Genomic DNA, 20,726 nt, shown 5'->3' with positions numbered 1-20,726 from the left:
TGAGCCCTTCACGCGCGAGTCTTACTATTTATAAATCGTGCACGAGCACGTAAGCGACACGGACCGGACCGTGTACCCCGACAATCAAGTTCATCTCGATATCGGCCGAGTTCGATGGGCCGGAAATGAAATTGACACCGTGCGGTGACGCGAGGTCTCCGTCCTGGTCTAATGCGCTGAGCTGCTTGGCGGTTTGTGTCATCCGAGGGACAAGGACCGATTTCGGGATGATGGCGATATGGTCGTGCGGCAACAGGCTAATCGTCCGTGATTTTCCCGGTTTGGCATATTGGACGATCGTCGCGCTTTCGGCGAACGCCGCGTCGGCGATCGTGATGCCGATATCCGCTTTAACGGCCAACGCCCGACTCTCATCCGGACGTGTGGCGTCCCACCAGTCGAACGATGCGCTCGTCTTTGGCGCCCACGACTTGATGCGCGCATCATGCTCGGCGATGATGGCCTGTCCCCCGTACTGCTCAATCAAAAGGCGAAGCGTCTCGTCGAGATGAGTCGACTCGCATTCGATGACGTCTGTGTGGATGCGCGTCGCGACCATTCGAAACGTCTCGAGGAGCTCCTCGTCAGACGCGTCTTTCAACACGTCATCTTGCGGACGGTGTTTGTACACACGTTTGGGCGGGGTCAAGTCAACGTCGCGTCCGAGTTGGTTGGCGATGCGCTTTAAAAAGTCTTCACGGTTCGTGATCGTACCTGGATTCATTCTGCATTCCCCCGTTTCTTGAACCAGTCTCGCACGGTCTGTTTACTCGGTTGCGGCAAATCTTTCGAGTCCGTCCATGCCGGTAACCCTTTCTCAATTTGTCCTGCATTCGTGAACGGAGACGTGGCGAACGGCGCCATCTGTTCGGCCGCGCCGAACAAGAGCGGGCTCGAGGACGTGACGGCGAAGCCTTTCATGGCGATCCGTTCGACGAACGGGGACTGCTTCTTCTCTTCGACGATGACACGGCGATGTTCAATCAACAGCTCATGGAGCGGAATCTTGACCGGGCATGCTTCCGTACAGGCGCCACATAAACTCGACGCGTAAGGCAGTTCCTTATAATTCTCGTAACCGTCAAGGAGTGGGGCGAGCACGGCGCCGATCGGTCCGGAATAAATCGAACCGTAGGCGTGGCCGCCGATATGGCGATACACCGGACAAACGTTAATACAAGACGCACAACGGATGCACTGTAGCACCGATTGGAACTGAGTACCGAGAATTCCGGAGCGTTTGTTGTCAACGATGACGAGGTGGAACTCTTCAGGACCATCGATCTCGCCGACAGCTCTCGTCCCGGCGAACGTCGTGATGTACGAGGTGAGTCGTTGTCCGACGGCGCTTCGACACAACATGTTGACGAGCACTTCGAACTCTTCGTATGACGGGACGAGCCGCTCCATGCCCATGACAGAGATGACTGTGTCCGGCAAGGACGTGACCATCCGTCCGTTCCCTTCGTTCGTGACGAGCCCGACGGCACCGCTCTCGGCGATGGCGAAGTTACATCCGGTGATGCCGACTTCTGCTTTCAAGAAATCTTTTCGTAGCTCACGACGAGCATAACGACCGAGTTCTGTCGGGTCATTCGTCCCCTCGTAGCCGTTCGCGGTAAACGTCTTATGAACGGCGTTCCGATCTTTATGGAGCGCTGGGGCAATGATGTGTGACGGCGGATCGTTATCGAGTTGAAGAATCCATTCCCCAAGGTCTGACTCGACGACCGTACACCCTTCTTCTTTTAACGCTTCGTTCAGGCCGATTTCTTCTGTCACCATCGACTTCGCTTTGACGATATGTTTCGCATCCTTCGACCGGACGACTTCCCGGATATACCGATTCGCTTCTTCCGGTGTCTCGGCGAAGAAGACGTGGCCGCCGCGTTTCGAGATGTTCTCGCTCAATTGATATAAATAGTAGTCGAGATGTTCGAGTACGTGTTGACGTATCTCTTCTGAGTGATCCCGGAACGCTTCCCAGTCGCCTAGTTCCTCAGCCGCGTACAGCCTGACGCCACGAAGACGGTCTTGCGCCGAACTGACGGCTTCCCGCATGAACGGGTTGTCGATGCCATCTTTTCGTCGTGTTTGGAACTTCTCGTCTAATCGAATCCCCATGCTCATGCCTGCTTCACCCCTTCATTCAACACTTCAGCGATATGCATCACTTTGATTGGATGGCCTTGTTTATGTAGGCGTCCCCCGATGTTCATCAGACACGAGGCGTCCGCCCCGATTAAGATGTCGGCTCCAGAGTTCAAGATGGACGCGACTTTCTCATCGACCATCTGTACCGACACGTCCGGCATCTTGACGGAGAACGTACCACCAAAGCCACAGCAGTTATGGACGCCGTCGAGCGGGAGCATCGTCAAGCCGTCGACATGTTTAAGTAGTTGCCCCGGTGCCGCCTCGATGCCAAGAAGACGTGTCATATGGCACGAGGCGTGATACGTCGCTTTGGCAGGGAACTTCGCCCCGACGTCTTTCACCTCGAGCACGTCGACGATGAATTGCGTCAATTCGAACGTCTTCGCCGCATGGGCCTCGGCGCGCGTTTTCCAAGCCGGGTCGTCCTTGAACAAGTGTGCGTAATCGCGCATCATCATGACGCACGAGCCAGAAGGGCCGACGATGTAATCGGCGTCCGCCTTTTCGAACGTCTCAATCATATGCTTTGCAATCTTTTTCGTCTCTTCGTGATAGCCGCTGTTATAGGCCGGCTGACCGCAACACGTCTGCTCGAACGGAAAGCTGACATCACAGCCGAGGTGTTCCAATAGTTCGACCGTCGCTTGACCTACCGATGGGAAGAGCGTATCGGAAAGGCAAGTGACGAATAGCGCCACTTTAGGCATGTCCATTCCTTCTTTCTTCAGCTGGTTTTCGTAAACGATTTCACCGCCATTATTTCATAACGAAACGACAACAATAAAGAGAAATGGGATGAATTTCATAAAAAACTGTAAAATCCTGTCTAATTGAGAAGGGGTTGAGAATGAATTTGAATTCAGACCTGTCCTGCTATAAAACAGCATTCCCCTGCTTCGACACAGAAAAACCCTCGTCGAGGACGAGGGCACGAATCTAACTTATAAGAAAAACATTTCCAAGATAAAGAGTGCGCCGAACAAGTAGATGAGCGGGTGGACCGTCTCTTTGTTCATCGCTTTAAAGATCGGATAGAGGATGAACCCGAAGGCAATCCCGCGCTCGATGCTACCTGAGAGCGGCATGATAAGGATTGTCATAAAGGCTGGAAAGTATTCGCTAAAGTCTGACCAATCAATATAGCGGACGTTCGTCAGCATGAGCGCCCCGACGATAATGAGTGCGGGCGCCGTGATGGCCGCGACACCAGAGATGGCGCCGATGAGCGGGCTAAAGAAAAGCGTGAGTCCGAACAATCCCGCGACGACAGTCGTCGTCAAGCCAGTCCGTCCGCCTTGGGCGACACCGGCGGCTGATTCAATATACGCTGTCGATGGACTCGTTCCGACGAGCGAGCCGCCCATCGTTGCGAGCGAGTCAGCGAACAAGGCGCGGTGTCCGTTCTCAATTGTTCCGTCTTGCTTCAATAACCCTGCCTGCTTTCCGACCCCGACAAGTGTGCCGGTCGTATCAAATAGCGTGACGAGGAAAAATGATAAAACGGCGCCGAAGAGGCCGTATTGAATGACATCAGTGAATGCGGTGACCGGGTTGACCATTAATCCTTCCGGTAACGTCGGCATCGCCGTCACGCCGTCAATTTTTAATAAATCCATAAAGTAGGCTGCAATCCCGGTAAGCATCATTCCGATGAGGAGTGACCCTGGGATGTTCCGAGAAAAAAGAAGTGCGGATACGACAAGGCCACCAAGCACAAGCAGGACACTTGGAGACGACAAGTCACCGAGGCGGACGAGGTTCGCCTCGTCAGACACGATGAGCCCGGACAGTTTCAAACCGAGCGAAGCGATGAATAATCCGATACCGGTCGTGATGGCATGCTTTAATGACGCCGGAATCGCTTGAATCAATTTCGTCCGAATCGGGGACAGCGATAAAATCAAAAAGAATACAGACGAAACGAAGACGACGCCGAGCGCGGTTGACGGCGCGATTTGTTGCTGGGCGACGAGTGTATAGGCGAAGAAGGCGTTCAGTCCCATCCCTGGTGCGACAGCGATTGGCAAGTTCGCATAAAACGCCATTAATCCTGTTCCGATCAAAATGGCGATGATGGTCGCCGTGAACGCTTGCGCGAACGGGATGCCAGCGTCAGACAGGATGGCCGGGTTGACGACCGAGATATACGCCATCGTGACGAACGTTGTAACACCAGCCGTCACTTCTTGTTTAACGTTCGTTCCGTGTTGTTTCAAATGAAATAAGTTCATGAATAAGACTCCTTATAGTGATGAATTTCCGAACAATAATTAATCGAATAAGCTTAAACGCACGTTATCAACTTGATGACTATACAAAATGAATCGAGTATCGTCAATGATTTCGAAGGAAAAACCTATAAAAATTCAAGTGAAAGCGTTAATTGTTCGGGAATTAATGAAATTAAAATAATGCTTGCTCTGAAACGCGTTTCAGCTTGTACCCTTGAACCAAAGGAGGGGTAATCCGATGAATGGATCAACATGGAAGACATTTTGCAGCGGAATCGTCTATGAACTGGTAATCAATCAGTTGTACACACCGTTCGGAAGAATGTTGTGTAGCCATTTTCAAGATGAATTCCTTCAGTTGCCGATCGAAGAACGATTCCGTCTTGTACAAGCGATTCGTACGCAGGTGATCGACAAGGGTGGCAGTCCGAATGCAAACTGGGTACACTATATGCAAAGACTGACAAACTGAGGTGAGACGAGTTGGCCAACATTCGAGATATCGCAAGACATGCAAACGTGTCCGTGACGACGGTGTCGCGTGTCATCAATGCCCATCCGTACGTGTCTGACGAGAAACGGGAACGGGTGCAACGGGCGATGAAAGAGCTTGGCTATTTGCGGAATCAACAGGCGTTGACGCTCTCGACCGGCCGGACACAGCGATTTGTCGTGGTCTTGCCGTATATGGACCACCCGTATTATGGCTTGTTCGTCAACGGGTTGGCCAAAGCTGCACTCACAAAAGACTACCGACTCGTCATGTGGCAAACTGAATATCGACTCGACCAAGAACGACAAGCGCTCGATTTATTGAAACATCGGGAAGTCGACGGGGCAATTGTGCTGTCCCATACGATGACATTCGAAGAGATGACGACGTATCGGGCCTATGGTCCAATCGCTGTCGCGACAGTCGGGGCACCGGAGACGATTTCGTCTGTACACGTTGATCATTACACTGCATTTCAAGCCGGTCTCCGTGTGTTGGCAGAGGCCGGCCATGAAGACATCGGCATCATCTTGTCAAGGGCGGATAGTCCAAGCTCCATCGCGCGTCAGCGGGCATACTTCGATGAAGTGGCGTCCGCGCGTGAGCGATGGATCTTTAGTGGATACTTGACGAGTGAGGACGGGAAGCAGCTAGTCTCGGCTTTCCTCTCTGAACAGGAGCGCCCCCGTGCGCTCTTTTTCTCGTCCGATTATGTCGCCCTCGGCTTTTTAGGAGAAGCGGCTCGCCGTGGTCTTCGGGTGCCGTATGACGTTGCCGTGCTCGGCTTTGACGGTCATCCGATTGGGCAGGCGTTCGGTTTATCGACGATGCGCTCCCCGAACGAAGACATCGGCCGTGCCTTATTTGATGCCACGTTCCAAGAGATGACAGGTGGACCGGTCGTCCAAAAAAGTTTGACGGTCACACACATACCGGGCATGACCGTATAGGCAACTTCCTCGCTCGGGTATTCAGAAACGATTAGAATGAAGACAGAAGTCGAGAGGAGGATGTCAGATGAAGATTAATGTGACAGAAGAGGCGCTTCAATTCTTTAAAGACGAGATGGAAGTGAAATCAGGCGAGACGGTGCGTCTATTTGCCAAGTACGGGGGCTCGACCGATTTGACGCACGGCTTTTCGGTTGGCGTCATCACAGAGGACATCGATAACGCGGCCGTTGAAACCGAGGCGGACGGGATTCGTTTCGTCGTGGCCGAACAAGATGAGTGGTTATTCCAAGGACAGGACGTCAACGTCGAGATTCGCGGCGATGAAGTCGTATTCGTACAAGCGTAACATCACAATTCGTTAACAGATGGGTGACATCTGTTTGAATGAGACATCCTCGGGGAACAGTCTACGACATGACAAAACCGAAAGGGTGAAGATGCATGTCAGACAAAGACAAACGCGAACAAGAAGAACGTGAGAAGTTGAAACGCGATCAACCCGACATCTCACACGAGGAAGACTCAAAAGGGGACCATTCGGACCTTGAAGAGACAGACGAAGACGAACAATCATAAAGAGCCCGCGGGCTCTTTTTGTTTTGCAATTGAAAGAACGGGCATAGACGTTATAATGGATGAGGGAATACTATTCAGTGAGGAGAATGAACTATGAGTACAGTACTTGTCTTCGGACATAAAAACCCGGATACGGACACGATTTGTTCAGCGCTCGCCTATGCGGAGCTGAAAAAGAAGTTAGGGATGGACGCAGAGGCGGTTCGTCTCGGTGAAGTGAGCAACGAGACGCAATACGCACTCGACCACTTCCGCGTCAAAGCGCCACGCCTAGTCGAACGCGTCTCAGACGAAGCGAACGCGGTCATCTTAGTCGACCATAACGAGTTCCAACAGAGCGCGGTCGACATCGAAGACGTGCGCATTCTCGAAGTCATCGATCACCACCGCATCGCGAACTTCCAAACGGCAGACCCGCTTTACTACCGGGCCGAGCCAGTCGGTTGCACGGCGACGATTTTACTTAAACTCTACAAAGAGCACGGGATTGAAATCGCTCCGGACATGGCTGGTTTGATGCTCTCGGCCATCATCTCGGACTCGCTCCTCTTCAAATCACCAACGTGCACGGACGAGGACATCAAAGCAGCGAAAGAGCTTGCTGAGATCTCTGGGACAGACGTCGAGGCGTACGGTCTTGAGATGCTAAAAGCGGGGGCTGATTTGAGCCAAAAGACCGTGCCTGAACTCATCACGCTCGACTCGAAAGAGTTCGCGATGGGCGACTACCGTGTGGAAATCGCACAAGTGAACACGGTCGACGCGAACGACGTATTGAACCGTAAAGCTGACGTCGAAGCGGCGATGGCGGTGAAATTGTTGGACAAAGAGCTCGACTTGTTCGTTCTCGCCATCACAAACATCTTAACGAACGACTCAGAAGCGCTCGTCGTCGGTGAGAAGACGGACTTGTTCGAGAAGGCGTTCAACGTTGAGCTTCAAGAAGGATTGGCGACACTTCCTGGCGTCGTGTCACGGAAAAAACAAATCGTCCCTGTGTTAACAGAGACGGCGACAAACTGACGTGTGAATGAACATCCTGGAGACGGGATGTTCATTTTTATGGGGAATTGGAAAAAGTAGCCTTATACTGAGTTTATGATGAATCGAACGATGAATGGGGAGCGCACATGAACAAGAAGCGAATCGGCTGGATGATGGGACTCGGATTTGGGGTGTGTGCCGGTATTTTCTATCTAGGAAACGTGATGACCGTCCAACCGGAGGACATATCCGGAAACGGGAATCCGGCGCTCATCGGCCTGTTTTTTCTTTTCTTTTTCATCCTGCTTTTTATGCTCGGCTGGATGGAACTGATGACGAACGTGCGACCACGCTTACTATGGGGTGGCTTCTTCTTCCTCCCGATATTGCTTGTTGCGGGGTATCGCTATCAGATGAACGCATTTGACCGGTACCGGACGTACGTGACGGAAATCGTCTTAAATCAGCCGGGGCGTGGAGACTTAAACTACGCGAACAGCATCACGAGCGATGTCTTTTCCATTTACATGAACAATCAACTGTTCAACGTCAATACGTTCTTCATGTACGTCGGGTTGACACTGTGGATCGGGATCGCCCTGATGTTGTTGAACCTGAAGGTAAAACCGGACCGTTGAATGTAAACAAGGCTCGAAGCAGACGCTTCGAGCCGTTATGATGCTTGTTAAGATTTTCGTTGCAACCCATACGTCCCGATACGCCATAACTTCTCGAACGGTCCGTAACGGTGTGACTTCAGCCACCACATCGAGAAGAACGCCTGTGCGATCAAAATCGCGATGCTTAGAAAGACTCCTTGCGTCAACGAAAGCTGGCCATAGGCGCCGAGCGCGATGACCGGGAGGAAGACGACAAGCGTGTGCGTCAAATAGTTCGTCAGCGCCATCCGACCAAGCACTTGGAGCGGACGGAACGACCGACCTTTCCGAACGGCGATGGTAAAGAGACAGACATATGTTGTGGCAAGTAATTTACCAGAAATGAGGACGGCAATCAAGTTCACCCAGTAATAAGCGTCGCCACCCCCGTAATGATGCCACAAGATGACACCGAAAAATGGCAACGCGAGCACGGCGCAGACGATGGCCGTCCGTGTCAGTCCTTGAACGGTCCACGTAAGTAGTTTTCGCTCTCGTCCGATATAGAGTCCGAACAAGAAGATGCTTAAAATTTCAACCCCGACGAGAAGGGAGTTTGAGATAGCAGAAAAGATTTCGACATTTAGACGATAATCGAACCAAGCACTGAACCCGTCATTAAACAGGGTCGGGAACGGAATACCAGAGTAGAACGATCCGCCTTTGGTCCATTCCGCGAGCGCGGAGGAGACGTAAAGCAAGAAGAAACTTCCGAGCAATAAACTCCACGCCCACGTCAAGATGGCCCGATTACTCAAGCGATAAAACAGCGGGAGCAGTAAGCCCCACATCGCATACGTATGTAAGATGTCACCCGACCAGATGGCCAAGTGAGCAAGTCCGAACAAAAATAAGATTGCAATGCGCCGAATGTATCGGCTCGCCGATTCGCCCCGAGCGTACGAACGCTCAAGGAAAATCGAGAACCCGATGCCAAACAATAGTGAGAAAATCGTGTAAAACTTCGTCTGGATGAACATGTCGAACAGCGTCCGGACGACCAAGTCACTCCCCGTATAGTCGGGGCGACCGAACATCCAGTCGCTCCCGAGCATACTCGGGATATTGACGAGAAAAATGCCGCATAAGGCAAATCCTCGAATGATGTCGTATAGAACGATCCGTTCGTTCAATTGGATTGGGCCAGTCATGCGACACTTCCTCTACAAGTTAGAATACTTTCGTCGTCCACGACTCACAGTTCCAGACGTCTGTGACGATGTCTTGGTAGAACTCTGGTTCGTGACTGATGAGTAGGATACTGCCTTTATATTCTTTCAACGCACGTTTCAACTCTTCCTTCGCATCGACGTCCAAGTGGTTCGTCGGCTCATCGAGGAGGAGAAGGTTCGATTCATTGTTTTGAAGCTTACAGAGGCGGACTTTCGCCTTTTCGCCACCACTGAGGACGGCGATTTTACTCTCGATATGCTTCGTCATGAGACCGCATTTCGCGAGCATGGCCCGGACTTGTTGTTGGTTAAGTGACGGGAACTCGCTCCAAATCTCTTCGATACATGTGTTGTTGCTGACGGCCGCTTCTTGCTCGAAGTACCCGATCTCCAAGAACTCACCGCGTTCGACGGTTCCTTCGAGCGGATTGATCAACCCGAGGAGGCTCTTCAACAGCGTCGTCTTCCCGATGCCGTTCGCACCGACGAGGGCGATTTTTTGACCGCGCTCCATCTGCAGGTCGAGCGGACGTGAGAGCGGTTCGTCGTATCCGATGACGAGGCCTTTGGCGTCAAAGATGAGACGACCTGACGTGCGGGCTTGAAGGAAGCGGAATTCAGGCTTCGGACGTTCCGCACTCAGTTCGATAACGTCCATCTTGTCGAGTTTTTTCTGACGCGACATCGCCATGTTCCGTGTCGAGACACGTGCCTTGTTCCGGGCGACGAAGTCTTTCAAGTCTGCGATTTCCGCTTGTTGGCGTTTGTAGGCCGACTCAAGCTGTGCCCGTTTCATCTCGTACACTTCCATGAACTTGTCGTAGTCGCCGACGTAGCGCGACAAGTCCTGGTTTTCCATGTGATAGACCAAGTTGATGACGCTATTCAAGAACGGGATATCGTGGGAAATCAAAATGAACGCGTTGTCGTAGTTCTGGAGATAGCGTTTCAACCATTCGATGTGCACCTCGTCCAAATAGTTCGTCGGCTCATCGAGAAGGAGGATGTCTGGCTTCTCGAGAAGCAACTTCGCGAGCAATACTTTCGTCCGTTGCCCACCAGAGAGGTCCGTGACGTCACGGTCGAGTCCGACGTCTAAAATGCCAAGACCACGCGCGACTTCCTCGACTTTGGCATCGATGATATAAAAGTCGTTTGAGTCGAGCATCTCTTGGAGTTCCCCGACTTCTGCGAGCATGTCTTCCATCTGCTCCGGTGTCGCGTCACCCATCTCCATGTAGAGTTCGCCGATGCGTGTCTCCATGTCAATCAAGTATTGGAACGCGCTCTTCAAGACGTCTCGAATCGTCATACCGCGCTCGAGGACCGCATGCTGGTCGAGATAGCCGACACGGACGTTTTTCGCCCATTCGATTTTCCCTTCGTCCGGTTGCAATTTACGCGTGATGATGTTCATGAACGTCGATTTTCCTTCACCGTTCGCCCCGACGAGGCCGATGTGTTCGCCTTTCAAAAGGCGGAAAGAGACGTCGTTTAAAATAGCGCGGTCACCGAAGCCGTGGCTCAAGTTTTGTACCGATAATATACTCATGTGTTGTATTCGTTCCTTTCAAATTTGACTATCCGATATTGTAGCATGAATTGAATAAAATTAGTACGCCAGTCCAATCGATTGGCGGATGAACAGCTGATCTTCGGCAGCGTTCAACATGAACTGGGCAACGTCGGCCCGGGATATCTGTTTCCCGTTGTCTGGAATGCCATCGACGGACACGCGATAGACCGACGTCCGAGGGCCATCCGTCAGTTGCATCGGCCGCACGATTGTATAATCGAATGACGAATTGCGCCACAGGTCAACTGCGGCCCGGTGGTCACGGAGCGGCTTTCGGAGCATGAACGTGACGACTTTTCCGGCTAGCCCGGGAATCTCCTGATCGATGCCGGCCGAGGCGAGATAGATAACGCGCGTCACGCCGTTCGCTTTCATCGCTGGGACGAGCGCATCGGTCACGCGAGCAAGAAAGTCCTCATCCGAAAGGTCGGTCCCGAGACAGCTGACGACCGCGTCGTGACCATTCATCGCGTCCGTCAATGCAGAAACGTCCGTCACGTCGCCCTCAATGATTTCAAGTTGTGGCGTCGGAATCAACTTTTTCTGTTCCCGCACGAAAGCCGTGACGTGATGGCCATGTTCGGTCGCTTGGTCGACGAACTGGTGACCGGTTCGGCCGGTCGCGCCTAATACAAATAGCTTCATCGCATAATCGCTCCCATCCTAGTTCGTATACGTTCAGTATACAGCAGTTTCAGAAAAATCGAACTTTTAGCTATCCGTTTAGAAAGTGTTGCTTTTCTAAAGATATCGTCTACAATAAGTTCTATCTTATAAATAAGTAGATTCGCACTCGTATATCCGTGAGAATATGGCTCACAAGTCTCTACCGAACCACCGTAAATGGTTCGACTACGGGTGGCGCTAGTCGTGTGTATGCATCATGTCTCCATGCGGTTCGTTGCCTCCCGAGTTGGGGTGACGAATCGCATTTTTTTGTTGGAGGGAATAAGATGAAACGATTAGAAGACAAAATTAGAGACGAAGGACAAGCCTTGTCTGAACACGTATTGAAAGTCGATGCGTTCTTGAATCATCAAGTCGATCCGGTCTTGATGCAAGATATCGGGAAAGCGTTCGCTGAACGGTTCGCCGATATCGAAATCGACCGCATCGTCACGCTCGAATCGAGCGGGATCGCGCCGGCGATGATGACAGCACTTGAGATGAACATCCCGTTCGTCTTCGCCCGTAAACGTAAATCGTTGACGCTCCAAGACGATCTCGTCGAAGCGGACGTCTACTCGTTCACGAAGCAAGAAACGAACCGAATTAGTTTGAGCCGACGCTTCGTCCAACCCGGAGAACGGATCCTCGTTATCGACGACTTTCTCGCGAATGGGGAAGCGGCACTCGGATTGACTGAACTCGTGGAAACGGCAGGAGCGACGGTCGCGGGTATCGGCATCGTCATCGAAAAGTCGTTCCAACCCGGACGCGAGAAGTTACTCGCACGCGGTTATCGTGTCGAGTCGCTCGCACGAATCAGTAAGCTTGAAGCGGGACACATCTCGTTTGTGGAGGCCGTGCGATGAATACGTTCAAGACGGCCAGTCTCGGCTTCCAACATTTACTTGCCATGTATACGGGCGCGGCCATCGTCCCGCTTATCGTCGGCGGTGCCATCGGGCTCGGTCCGACGGAACTAGCATACCTCGTCGCGATTGATTTGTTCATGTGCGGCGTCGCGACGCTGTTACAAGTATGGACGACCCGTTTCACCGGTGTCGGTCTCCCGGTCGTGCTCGGCTGTACGTTCACCGCGGTCGGCCCGATGATTGCGATCGGTAGCTCGAGCGGCATCACCGCCATTTACGGCGCACTCATTGCGAGTGGAATAATCGTCATTCTGATTTCCGGTTTCGTCGGAAAACTAGCCCGTTTCTTCCCACCGGTCGTCCTCGGTTCGGTCGTGACGATTATCGGGTTGTCGCTCATCCCGGTCGCCATCAACGATATCGGCGGCGGCGCGGCAGGGGAGCCTGGATTCGCCTCGATGCAAAACTTGGCGCTCGGTGGACTCACAATCGGTCTCATCATCGTTTTGAACCGGGTCGGGACAGTATTCACCCGTGCCGCTGCGGTTTTGTTTGCTGTCTTGATTGGGACGGGTATTGCCGCCATGCTCGGACTCGTCGACTTCAGCCCTGTCCGTGAGGCGGGTTGGTTCCAGATGGTACAACCGTTTTATTTCGGGATGCCGACGTTTAACGTCTCGGCCATCCTCGTCATGACGCTCGTTGCCATCATTTCCATGATTGAATCGACTGGCGTATTTTTAGCACTCAGTGATATCACGAAAAAGCCGATCGGCTCAAACGAGTTGACGAAAGGCTACCGTGCTGAAGGGGTCGCGACGATTCTCGGTGGTATCTTCAACAGCTTCCCGTACACGACGTTCAGCCAAAACGTCGGACTCGTGCAACTGTCGGGCGTCAAATCCCGTCGCGTCATCTTTTGGACGAGTGGGCTCTTGATTTTACTTGGTTTCTTACCGAAAGTGGCGACATTCACGACCCTCATCCCGAAACCGGTGCTAGGTGGGGCGATGCTCGTCATGTTCGGAACGGTCGCCGCCTCCGGGATTCGCATCTTGAGCCAAGTCGATTTCTCGAAGAACGAAAACTTGATCACAATCGCGCTCTCGATTGGCATCGGGCTCGGCATCACGGCCAATCCAGGAATTGTGGCCAACATGCCAGAACCGATTCAATTGTTCACCGACAGCGCCATCGTCGCGGGGTCTGTCACCGCCTTGTTCTTGAACGGTTTCTTCCGTCTCGTCGGCCGCTTCCGTCCGGTCGAAGTCGTTGCCGAGAAACGGCAAGTCAGCTAGACTGAAAGCAACTACGAATCAAGGGGGAACGAGGATGGGGAAAACAGCACTCGTGGTCGGCGCGACCGGTTTAATCGGACGCGAGCTCGTCGAGCAGTTGCTTGAAGAAGAACGGTATGACGCGGTATGGATAGTTGTCCGCCGCTCGACTCGTTGGCAACATCCGAAATTACATGAAGTCGTTGGTTTTGAAGGAATGAATGAGGCATTGCCTCACATCGATGACGTTTACTGCGCGCTTGGGACAACGATTGCTGTCGCCGGTTCAAAAGAAGCGTTCAAACACGTCGACCTCGACTTGCCGCTCGAGACGGCACGAATCGCCAAACAACATGGTGCCACACGTTACGCCGTCGTCTCGGCGCAAGGGGCGTCGCTCCGCTCGCCATTCTTCTATAACCGAGTCAAAGGGGAACTCGAGAACGGCCTGAAGGTGTTCGGGTTCGACCATTTGATTATCGCTCGTCCGTCGCTCCTGCTCGGGGATCGAAAAGAGTTCCGTCTTGGCGAGAAGGTAGCAGAGGTCGTTAGCCGTCCGCTCCAACCGTTGTTACTCGATAAGTTACCGGACGTTGCACCGATTCAAGCACTCCATGTGGCGCGCGCCTTGATTATGGCCGCCGAAGAAGGACAAGACACGGAAGTGTTGACGTCAGGCATGATGCAGAGGATGAGCCGATGAGACCGCTGACGAAAAAACGAACGCAAGCCGTGTTGATTGACAGCGTCATCGCCGGACTTGTCAGTTATGGTGTCGAGCAAATCGTCCGGAAGAAAGTAAAGAGCGAATTCGTCCATACGGTCATTACCCCGACGCTCGTCGCGTATGCGCTCGAGGCATGCCAAATGAGCCGTGGCGGCCAGACGCTCGGGTATAAACTGATGGGGCTCGCGTTACGAAACGACGATGGGACCCCGATTACGGCCGAGCAAGCGTTTCGACGCGCGCTTCACCGCGATACGCGCTCGATTGCAACCTATGTGAAAGACCGCGCTCATTTCGAGCTTGAAGACGGTGCCATCTTGCCGCACGACAGGGCATTCCATATGCACGTCACGAAAAAGAACTGACCTCGCGCCGAGGTCAGTTCTTTTAGTCTTTGATGCGGCTCAGGATGGCCGTCGTCAACGCAACGATTGTCCCAAGGACGAGTCCATTCGAGAATACGGTCGCAAGGAGCGGCGGCAAATCGTTCATCGCCCCAGGCGGGAGCAGCATCGCCCCGGCCCCGATGACGAGCGGGAGGCCCACCGTGAGCGAGGCCGTCTTTTGGTTCAACTCGAACGCCGCCTCGTTAATCCCGATGATGATCATCGTCGCGATGAGCGGGGTGACGATGGCATACCCGACAGCGGCCGGGATACTCGCGATGAGCGAGACGAACGGACCGACTAAAGCGAGTACCATCATGAGCGTGTGGGCGATGAGGTGAGGCGTCCGATGCACGCTCTCGGTCGAAGACAAGAAACCGGCCGTTCCCGAAATCGCGACCGGGCCAGGCGTACCGAACAATCCGGCCACGATTTGGCTGAAGCCGCTGACGATACCTGAAGCCGGGACGTTTCCTTCGACTTGTTGCTTCGTCCTTGAACTGACGATCCGTTCGATCAACTTGATATTGGCGAGCACGTTCGTCATGAGGAGGAGCGTGATAACGAACGCGGTCGGGAGCAAGTTCCAATCCCATACCCAAGCCCCGAACGGGAACAACTCAGGGACGAGGAAGAACGACTCCGAACGGACGATGGGGTTACCAAGCCCGAGCAGATTGAACAGCCCGAATCCGACGAGGAGCGTCATGACAAGGCCGTACTGTTTGAACCGGCTCCGTTCAAGCGTGAGGGCGAACAAAACGAGACCGGTCGTTGCGACTGCCTGAATCGTATTGATGCCGCTCTCGCTCACGCCGAAGCCGCCTTTGATGACGGCACCTGATAATTGGAGGACGAGGAGAATCATATAGACGCCGAGCACTTGCGGCGTAAAAAGTGACAGCATACGACGTAAAATCCCGGTGACGGTCATGAGCACACCGAGCACACCGCTCAAGAACAGCATGAAGCCGAGCGCTTGGAGCGTCTCTTGGCCGCTCCCGTATAGGGCAGGACCAATGGAGGCGTAAAGTGTGAACACACCCCACCAAATGCCGGCCGGACCCTCAAGAATCGGTAAGCGGTGGCCGAGGAGCGTCTGGATGATGCTGAACAGTGCGAAGATGAACAGTGAGCGTGAGATGAACGTCATCGTATCTGCCGGCGACAGTTCAAATAAGGCAGCGATCGAAAGCGGTGGTACAATATTTGTAGCTAAAATAAAAATGAACCACTGAATCGTCGTGGTTACAGAACTCTTGGTCATGGTGTCCCCCTGGTATTTCCCTTTTTTCTATAAGTGTACCGTGACCTTGAAACGGATGCAAATGGAGGTCTTATAATGAAGAAAAAATTGAAGTGGATTGGCCTTGGTCTAGTTGGGCTCCTTCTGGTCGCCGTGATCGGGTTCCTCGTATGGACACAACTGACGTATGGGCCGACGGAGGAAGCGCTCGGTTACGCGGCCGAGGCGACGGAAGTAGACAATCGGCTCGAATTCGGTGACCCGGATAGCGAGATCGGAATCATCCTGTATCCGGGCGCAAAAGTCGAAAAAGAAGCGTACGCCTACTACGGCGCTAGGCTCGCGGAAGAAGGGATCTTCGTCGCCATTCCGTCGTTGCGCTTGAATCTTGGAATCGCCGATATCGATGCGGCGGAGACGATTATTGTTGCTCATCCAGACATCGAACGCTGGATCGTCGGTGGGCATTCACTTGGCGGTTCGGCCGCGTCCGGTTATGCGCTCGAGAACGAGAGTCGAGTCGAAGGGGTCATCTTCCTCGCTTCATACCCGATCAGCTCGATGACGGAGAGCGAGCTGCGTGTCTTGTCCATCTCGGGAGAAATCGACGGGCTCGCGACGCAAGCCGACATCGAGGCGAGCCGAGACGACGTCCCGGTTGACTCCGTCTTCCATCAAATCCAAGACGGCAATCACGCCAACTTCGGTATGTATGGGCCGCAGGACGGAGATAATGACAGCCCGCTCAGCGCGAAAGAGCAGCTCGACGAGACGATTGACCAGATGATCGATTGGTTATAAAAACAGCGTGCCCCCGTCGGGCACGCTGTTTTTATCGTCGGTCGAGCGTATAGCTGACTGTAGTGAGTAAAGCGGTTAAGAGCGCGACGGCGCCGGCAACGAGAGCGAGCGTCATGACAGGCGCGTTCGCATAGACGAGTCCACCGAGCGCAGAGCCCATCCCAATCCCAACGTTACTTGCGACGGGCATGAGCGACGAGGCAAGCCCTTTGGCGTCCGGATTGAACTTCTCGGCCAAGTCGATTAAATAGAGTTGTGTCGACGTCGTCAGCAAAATCGCCATGAATGACATGAGTGCGATATTGAGGAGACCGAGCGTCACGTTCGACGTCGTCACATACAAGGCGGCCAAGACGAACGCCTGGATGAGAAAAACGAAGCGGAGTCGGCCAATCGGATTGTGGCTCGCGATTTTCCCGGCTGCCATGTTGCTGAAAATCGAGATGAAGCCGTACGCCAATAGAATCGGACTGACCCAGGCGACCGGCACACCGAGCACATCTTTTAAGATGGGGACGAGATACGTATAGACGACGTACGTCGCCCCGAAACCGAACGCCGGGATGAAGAAGGCGATTAAAATACGTGGGTTCGTCAACAAACGTAACTGATCAGAAATCGATGTCCGCACGCTCGTCAATTGACTCGGGACGACGCGGTAGACGGCGAGAAATGCGACGACACCTAAGACAGTTGTCAGGATGAATGTCGTTTCCCAGCCGCTTCGTTGCCCGATGAACGTACCGAGCGGGACACCGAACACGTTCGCCATCGTAAACCCGCCAAAAATGAACGAGATGGCGATGCCGCGTTTCCCGGTCGGTACCGACTCACTTGCAACGAGCATAGCGAGCGAGATGAGAACCCCGGTCACGACGGCAGTCATCATGCGAAGGACGAGCAAGATGCCGTACGTCGGCGCGAGACTGCTGAACAGGTTGAAGACGATAAAGAGAGCCGTCAGCGTGAGCATGAGCTTTCGTTTTGGCAAGTGGCTTGTGAGTGACATCGTGAGCGGGGTCCCGATGGCGAACGTGATGGCGAAGGCGGAGACGAGCGTTCCGGCCGTCGCGATTGAAATCGATAGCCCGGCGGCGATATCAGGCAAGATGCCAACGATGACGAACTCGCTCGTTCCGAGCACGAACGTTAGGAGGGCGAGCGATAAGATGAGCGTCCAGTCGGTCCGACTAAGCGATACAGGAGTCGTCAAATAAAATCACTTCTTTCGTTCAATGTTGTTAGACTTCAGTCGTCTCCAACCATACCGAATTTCTAGCAAAAGAAAAACCCTTTTCTCTCACAACGGTGAAAGAAAAAGGGGTCTTTAGCGCCAAAAGGCGGTCGCTTCGACGCCGGCGTGATCCGAGACGACCGGTCCGTTCTCACCGTCAAAGACGACGGCGTGACGAGACACATGAATCGGTGCGTTCGTCAGCATCAAATCGATCCGAAGTGCTTCTTTGTTCTCGTCCCAGCCGGCAATCTTGCCTTGAACGGTCGCGTCACCTTCTCGCTCTGTCGCAAGCGTGAACAGGTCCTGAAGACCGTGATCAATCAAGTAATCGTACCCTTCCCCACGAAGGAAGGCGTCATTGTTGAAGTCACCGAGGAGGAGGGCGCGGTCATCGTCTTCGGCTCGCCGCAGCAATTCGTCGAGTTGATGGCGAACCGGTTCTTCCTCGTCATGCCACCAGCCGAGATGACACGAGTAGACGGCCGTCGGCGCATCGACGCCGTCAATGAGCGCCTTGACGATCTTTCGGGATTTGTAGTTGTTCGGGTCAGTCGTCTTCGAGACGAAGAACGATTCGGTTGATAAAAATGGGGTGCGCGAAAGAATCGCGACGCCTTCTTCATACACATCGTAACCGTAATGAGCGAAGTCCCACGTCATGTAGTACGTGACTCCGAGCTCTTTCAATTGTTCGACGAGAACGTAGGCGAAGTTGTTCTCCCGGATGATTCCTTCGACGATTGGGGCTTCTTTATGTTGATTCACTTCTTGGAGCGCGATGATGTCATACTCCTCGCTCGCGATCCGTTCGACGATGAAGTCGATTTTTTCTTGTTGGCGGTCCTCTAACCAGGCGTGGCAGTTGAGCGTCAAAATGTTCACGATAGTCCTCCTTTAGAAAAAACAGGCCAACTCGAGCGAGCTGGCCTGTTGATTATGCTCCGATGACGTCTTGAATGTCTGACTTCAATACGTCGGCTTTCGGGCCGTAGATTGCTTGGACCCCACGGTCTTTCAAGATGAGACCCATGGCGCCGTTCTTTTTCCATTCGCTCTCTTCCGAGACGAGCGACATGTCTTTGACGGTGACGCGTAGACGTGTCATGCAGGCGTCGACGTCTTCAATGTTTTCTTCCCCACCGAGAAGAGCGATAATCCCCATGACCTGCTCGTTACCGGTCACAGTCGATTTCTCTGTCGTTTCTTCCATGTAGTTTCCGTTACGGCCAGGCGTCGGCAAGTTCATCTTCTTGATGAAGAAGTTAAATACACCGAAGTTGATGAAGAAGAACGCGATCGCCACGAGGAAGAAGTTGATCAAGTCCTGAAGAAGACCAGCTTTGACAATCATCGGAATCCGTGTGAGCAACTCGATGGCACCGAACGCGTGCACACGAAGGTCGATGATGTCCGCCAAAGCGAAGGCGGCACCGGCCATGAGCGCGTAGACGACATAAAGAACTGGTGCGACAAACATGAACATGAACTCGATTGGCTCTGTGACCCCTGTCAAGAAGACCGCGAGACCAGCAGATAAGAACATTGGCTTGTATTGTGCCTTCTTGTCCGCATCGACGTTACGGTACATGGCGTAAGCGGCACCGATGAGCGCTGCGAACGACAAGAGCACTTGTCCGACTTTGAAACGGGCTGGGACAACGTCCGCGAGGAGCGCGTTGTAGGCAGCCGTATCACCAGCGGCACGAAGGTTGACGAGGTCCGTCACCCATGCCAACCAGAGCGGGTCTTGTCCGGCGACGACCGAACCGGCCGTTGCACCTGTCAAAATCGTATACGTGCCACCGAGCTCTGTGTAGTTCATCGGAACGGTGAGCATATGGTGGAGACCGAACGGCAAGAGCAAGCGCTCGAGTGCCCCGTAAATGAACGGTGCAAGGACCGGCGCCGTGTTACGTGACGTGGCAATCCACTCACCGAAGCTGTTGAGTGCCCCTTGAATCGTCGGCCAGACAATCGAGAGCGCGATGGCCGCGACGACTGAACCGAGGATGACAACGAATGGGACGAAACGTTTCCCGTTGAAGAACGAGAGGGCGTTCGGTAATTTGTTGAAGTTGTAGAACTTGTTATAAAGGGCACCACCGAGGAAACCGGCGATAATCCCGACGAACACACCCATGTTAAGGGCAGGGGAACCGAGGACAGATGTGAAGTAGTCGGCGACAACAAGGTCGGCACCGAAGAGCGACTTCACCGTCGCTTCTGAATCTTGGAGCATCGCACCGTTGACGTTAAAGATGGCACCGGTGACGCGGTTGATTAAAATGAAAGCGATCAGTGCTGCGAAAGCGCCACCTGCTTTATCTTTTGCCCACGAGCCACCGATGGCGACTGCGAACAAAATATGTAAGTTGACGATGATCCCCCAACCTAAGTCTTCAATGATGCGAGCCGTCGTCAGCAAAATCCCGACGTCGCCGGCAGACATGCCGATCAATTTACCAATCGAAATCATCAGACCTGCAGCAGGCATGACGGCGATAACGACCATTAAGGCCTTGCCGAGCTTCTGCCAAAAATCGAACGAGATGAGTTGTTTCATGTAATACGCTTCCTTCCTATGCGGAACTTTTTTTATCTCTATCGCGATTGTTAATGCAATCGCTTGCATAGATGATTGTAATCGATTGCATAAGTTTGTGCAACCGGTTTCCCTATTTTCATTTATTTTCATAAAACGAATCAAAACGTA

Annotated in this window: 22 protein-coding genes and 1 riboswitch; of the genes, 11 read left to right on the top strand and 11 right to left on the bottom strand. The window is 53.2% G+C overall.

Features of this window, described 5'->3' with window-relative positions; genetic code table 11:
• Positions 1-28: 28 nt before the first annotated feature.
• The 4 genes from KNP92_RS11295 to KNP92_RS11280 all read right to left on the bottom strand — a co-directional run bounded on the left by KNP92_RS11295 (position 29) and on the right by KNP92_RS11280 (position 4,388).
• Positions 29-724 (bottom strand): LutC/YkgG family protein, encoded by a 696-nt coding sequence (locus KNP92_RS11295; protein WP_214840561.1) that lies wholly within the window; start codon positions 722-724, stop codon positions 29-31.
• Positions 721-2,124, bottom strand: coding sequence for a LutB/LldF family L-lactate oxidation iron-sulfur protein (locus KNP92_RS11290; protein WP_376778117.1), 1,404 nt, complete (start codon positions 2,122-2,124; stop codon positions 721-723). Before KNP92_RS11290 ends, KNP92_RS11295 begins: the two co-directional genes overlap by 4 nt.
• Before the next feature lie 2 nt (positions 2,125-2,126).
• Positions 2,127-2,864 carry a (Fe-S)-binding protein gene (locus tag KNP92_RS11285; protein WP_214840557.1) on the bottom strand — a complete coding sequence of 246 codons (738 nt, stop codon included), beginning with the start codon at positions 2,862-2,864 and terminating at the stop codon, positions 2,127-2,129.
• A gap of 234 nt (positions 2,865-3,098) precedes the next feature.
• On the bottom strand, positions 3,099-4,388 hold the full coding sequence (locus KNP92_RS11280) for an NCS2 family permease (protein ID WP_214840555.1): 1,290 nt from the start codon (positions 4,386-4,388) through the stop codon (positions 3,099-3,101).
• Positions 4,389-4,626: 238 nt separating this feature from the next.
• Here KNP92_RS11280 and KNP92_RS11275 point away from each other — a divergent pair, with 238 nt between their 5' ends.
• From KNP92_RS11275 to KNP92_RS11255, 6 genes are all read left to right on the top strand, one after another.
• Positions 4,627-4,860: a hypothetical protein gene (locus tag KNP92_RS11275; RefSeq protein WP_214840553.1), complete on the top strand. Its 234-nt coding sequence runs from the start codon at positions 4,627-4,629 to the stop codon at positions 4,858-4,860.
• Between the two features lie 11 nt (positions 4,861-4,871).
• Entirely contained in the window at positions 4,872-5,831 is a 960-nt protein-coding gene (locus KNP92_RS11270; protein ID WP_214840551.1) for a LacI family DNA-binding transcriptional regulator, read from the top strand.
• A gap of 67 nt (positions 5,832-5,898) precedes the next feature.
• A complete protein-coding gene (locus tag KNP92_RS11265; protein WP_214840549.1) occupies positions 5,899-6,180 on the top strand; it encodes a HesB/YadR/YfhF family protein in 282 nt (93 codons plus the stop codon).
• A gap of 95 nt (positions 6,181-6,275) precedes the next feature.
• On the top strand, positions 6,276-6,410 hold the full coding sequence (locus KNP92_RS15855) for a hypothetical protein (RefSeq protein ID WP_255313313.1): 135 nt from the start codon (positions 6,276-6,278) through the stop codon (positions 6,408-6,410).
• Between the two features lie 93 nt (positions 6,411-6,503).
• Positions 6,504-7,433 carry a manganese-dependent inorganic pyrophosphatase gene (locus KNP92_RS11260; RefSeq protein ID WP_214840546.1) on the top strand — a complete coding sequence of 310 codons (930 nt, stop codon included), beginning with the start codon at positions 6,504-6,506 and terminating at the stop codon, positions 7,431-7,433.
• Positions 7,434-7,540: 107 nt separating this feature from the next.
• A complete protein-coding gene (locus KNP92_RS11255) occupies positions 7,541-8,032 on the top strand; it encodes a hypothetical protein (protein WP_214840544.1) in 492 nt (163 codons plus the stop codon).
• Positions 8,033-8,079: 47 nt separating this feature from the next.
• On the opposite strand, the gene KNP92_RS11250 is transcribed toward KNP92_RS11255, so the two are convergent.
• From KNP92_RS11250 to KNP92_RS11240, 3 genes are read right to left on the bottom strand one after another with little or no spacing between them, the layout of a single operon-like run.
• Entirely contained in the window at positions 8,080-9,204 is a 1,125-nt protein-coding gene (locus KNP92_RS11250) for a DUF418 domain-containing protein (RefSeq protein WP_214840542.1), read from the bottom strand.
• Between the two features lie 19 nt (positions 9,205-9,223).
• Positions 9,224-10,777 carry an ABC-F family ATP-binding cassette domain-containing protein gene (locus tag KNP92_RS11245; RefSeq protein ID WP_214840540.1) on the bottom strand — a complete coding sequence of 518 codons (1,554 nt, stop codon included), beginning with the start codon at positions 10,775-10,777 and terminating at the stop codon, positions 9,224-9,226.
• A 60-nt stretch (positions 10,778-10,837) separates the two neighbouring features.
• Complete coding sequence (locus KNP92_RS11240) at positions 10,838-11,446, bottom strand: NAD(P)-dependent oxidoreductase (protein ID WP_214840538.1); 609 nt, start codon at positions 11,444-11,446, stop codon at positions 10,838-10,840.
• A gap of 128 nt (positions 11,447-11,574) precedes the next feature.
• Positions 11,575-11,676: riboswitch (purine riboswitch) on the top strand.
• Positions 11,677-11,754: 78 nt separating this feature from the next.
• On the opposite strand from KNP92_RS11240, the gene KNP92_RS11235 reads away from it, so the two are divergent.
• The 4 genes from KNP92_RS11235 to KNP92_RS11220 are packed head-to-tail and all read left to right on the top strand — an operon-like array spanning position 11,755 to position 14,708.
• Positions 11,755-12,336 carry a xanthine phosphoribosyltransferase gene (locus KNP92_RS11235; RefSeq protein WP_214840536.1) on the top strand — a complete coding sequence of 194 codons (582 nt, stop codon included), beginning with the start codon at positions 11,755-11,757 and terminating at the stop codon, positions 12,334-12,336.
• Complete coding sequence (locus KNP92_RS11230) at positions 12,333-13,637, top strand: nucleobase:cation symporter-2 family protein (protein ID WP_214840534.1); 1,305 nt, start codon at positions 12,333-12,335, stop codon at positions 13,635-13,637. Before KNP92_RS11235 ends, KNP92_RS11230 begins: the two co-directional genes overlap by 4 nt.
• Before the next feature lie 34 nt (positions 13,638-13,671).
• Entirely contained in the window at positions 13,672-14,319 is a 648-nt protein-coding gene (locus KNP92_RS11225; protein WP_214840532.1) for an NAD(P)H-binding protein, read from the top strand.
• Positions 14,316-14,708 (top strand): RDD family protein, encoded by a 393-nt coding sequence (locus tag KNP92_RS11220; RefSeq protein ID WP_214840530.1) that lies wholly within the window; start codon positions 14,316-14,318, stop codon positions 14,706-14,708. The genes KNP92_RS11225 and KNP92_RS11220 overlap by 4 nt, the downstream gene beginning before the upstream one ends.
• Before the next feature lie 22 nt (positions 14,709-14,730).
• Here the strand turns inward: KNP92_RS11220 and KNP92_RS11215 are convergent, their stop codons facing one another.
• A complete protein-coding gene (locus tag KNP92_RS11215; protein ID WP_214840528.1) occupies positions 14,731-15,996 on the bottom strand; it encodes a purine/pyrimidine permease in 1,266 nt (421 codons plus the stop codon).
• 75 nt (positions 15,997-16,071) lie between these two features.
• Between KNP92_RS11215 and KNP92_RS11210 the strand changes: the two genes are divergently transcribed.
• Complete coding sequence (locus tag KNP92_RS11210) at positions 16,072-16,776, top strand: alpha/beta hydrolase (RefSeq protein ID WP_214840527.1); 705 nt, start codon at positions 16,072-16,074, stop codon at positions 16,774-16,776.
• Between the two features lie 31 nt (positions 16,777-16,807).
• Here KNP92_RS11210 and KNP92_RS11205 read toward each other — a convergent pair whose 3' ends face one another.
• From KNP92_RS11205 to KNP92_RS11195, 3 genes are all read right to left on the bottom strand, one after another.
• Positions 16,808-17,989, bottom strand: a complete 1,182-nt coding sequence (locus KNP92_RS11205) for an MFS transporter (RefSeq protein ID WP_214840526.1) — start codon at positions 17,987-17,989, stop codon at positions 16,808-16,810.
• A gap of 114 nt (positions 17,990-18,103) precedes the next feature.
• The gene (locus KNP92_RS11200) at positions 18,104-18,895 is read right to left on the bottom strand and encodes an endonuclease/exonuclease/phosphatase family protein (RefSeq protein ID WP_214840525.1); all 792 of its coding nucleotides are present in this window, start codon (positions 18,893-18,895) and stop codon (positions 18,104-18,106) included.
• Positions 18,896-18,947: 52 nt separating this feature from the next.
• Positions 18,948-20,576, bottom strand: a complete 1,629-nt coding sequence (locus tag KNP92_RS11195; protein WP_034805186.1) for a PTS transporter subunit IIBC — start codon at positions 20,574-20,576, stop codon at positions 18,948-18,950.
• Positions 20,577-20,726: the final 150 nt, after the last annotated feature.

It is taken from the genome of Exiguobacterium sp. s122 (assembly GCF_018618475.1).
Classification (GTDB): Bacteria; Bacillota; Bacilli; order Exiguobacteriales; family Exiguobacteriaceae; genus Exiguobacterium; species Exiguobacterium himgiriensis.
The sequence above is the reverse complement of the archived record's forward strand: the minus strand, read 5'-3'. Positions and strand labels throughout refer to the sequence as shown.

Excerpts from the sequence above, each read along its gene's own strand:
- KNP92_RS11285 (WP_214840557.1), bottom strand. The coding sequence starts at position 2,864 with ATGCCTAAAGTGGCGCTATTCGTCACTTGCCTTTCCGATACGCTCTTC.
- KNP92_RS11250 (WP_214840542.1), bottom strand. The coding sequence starts at position 9,204 with ATGACTGGCCCAATCCAATTGAACGAACGGATCGTTCTATACGACATC.
- KNP92_RS11280 (WP_214840555.1), bottom strand. The coding sequence starts at position 4,388 with ATGAACTTATTTCATTTGAAACAACACGGAACGAACGTTAAACAAGAA.
- KNP92_RS11215 (WP_214840528.1), bottom strand. The coding sequence starts at position 15,996 with ATGACCAAGAGTTCTGTAACCACGACGATTCAGTGGTTCATTTTTATT.
- KNP92_RS11265 (WP_214840549.1), top strand. The coding sequence starts at position 5,899 with ATGAAGATTAATGTGACAGAAGAGGCGCTTCAATTCTTTAAAGACGAG.
- KNP92_RS11210 (WP_214840527.1), top strand. The coding sequence starts at position 16,072 with ATGAAGAAAAAATTGAAGTGGATTGGCCTTGGTCTAGTTGGGCTCCTT.
- KNP92_RS11225 (WP_214840532.1), top strand. The coding sequence starts at position 13,672 with ATGGGGAAAACAGCACTCGTGGTCGGCGCGACCGGTTTAATCGGACGC.
- KNP92_RS11295 (WP_214840561.1), bottom strand. The coding sequence starts at position 724 with ATGAATCCAGGTACGATCACGAACCGTGAAGACTTTTTAAAGCGCATC.
- KNP92_RS15855 (WP_255313313.1), top strand. The coding sequence starts at position 6,276 with ATGTCAGACAAAGACAAACGCGAACAAGAAGAACGTGAGAAGTTGAAA.
- KNP92_RS11230 (WP_214840534.1), top strand. The coding sequence starts at position 12,333 with ATGAATACGTTCAAGACGGCCAGTCTCGGCTTCCAACATTTACTTGCC.
- KNP92_RS11260 (WP_214840546.1), top strand. The coding sequence starts at position 6,504 with ATGAGTACAGTACTTGTCTTCGGACATAAAAACCCGGATACGGACACG.
- KNP92_RS11255 (WP_214840544.1), top strand. The coding sequence starts at position 7,541 with ATGAACAAGAAGCGAATCGGCTGGATGATGGGACTCGGATTTGGGGTG.
- KNP92_RS11240 (WP_214840538.1), bottom strand. The coding sequence starts at position 11,446 with ATGAAGCTATTTGTATTAGGCGCGACCGGCCGAACCGGTCACCAGTTC.
- KNP92_RS11195 (WP_034805186.1), bottom strand. The coding sequence starts at position 20,576 with ATGAAACAACTCATCTCGTTCGATTTTTGGCAGAAGCTCGGCAAGGCC.
- KNP92_RS11220 (WP_214840530.1), top strand. The coding sequence starts at position 14,316 with ATGAGACCGCTGACGAAAAAACGAACGCAAGCCGTGTTGATTGACAGC.
- KNP92_RS11235 (WP_214840536.1), top strand. The coding sequence starts at position 11,755 with ATGAAACGATTAGAAGACAAAATTAGAGACGAAGGACAAGCCTTGTCT.
- KNP92_RS11290 (WP_376778117.1), bottom strand. The coding sequence starts at position 2,124 with ATGGGGATTCGATTAGACGAGAAGTTCCAAACACGACGAAAAGATGGC.
- KNP92_RS11275 (WP_214840553.1), top strand. The coding sequence starts at position 4,627 with ATGAATGGATCAACATGGAAGACATTTTGCAGCGGAATCGTCTATGAA.
- KNP92_RS11245 (WP_214840540.1), bottom strand. The coding sequence starts at position 10,777 with ATGAGTATATTATCGGTACAAAACTTGAGCCACGGCTTCGGTGACCGC.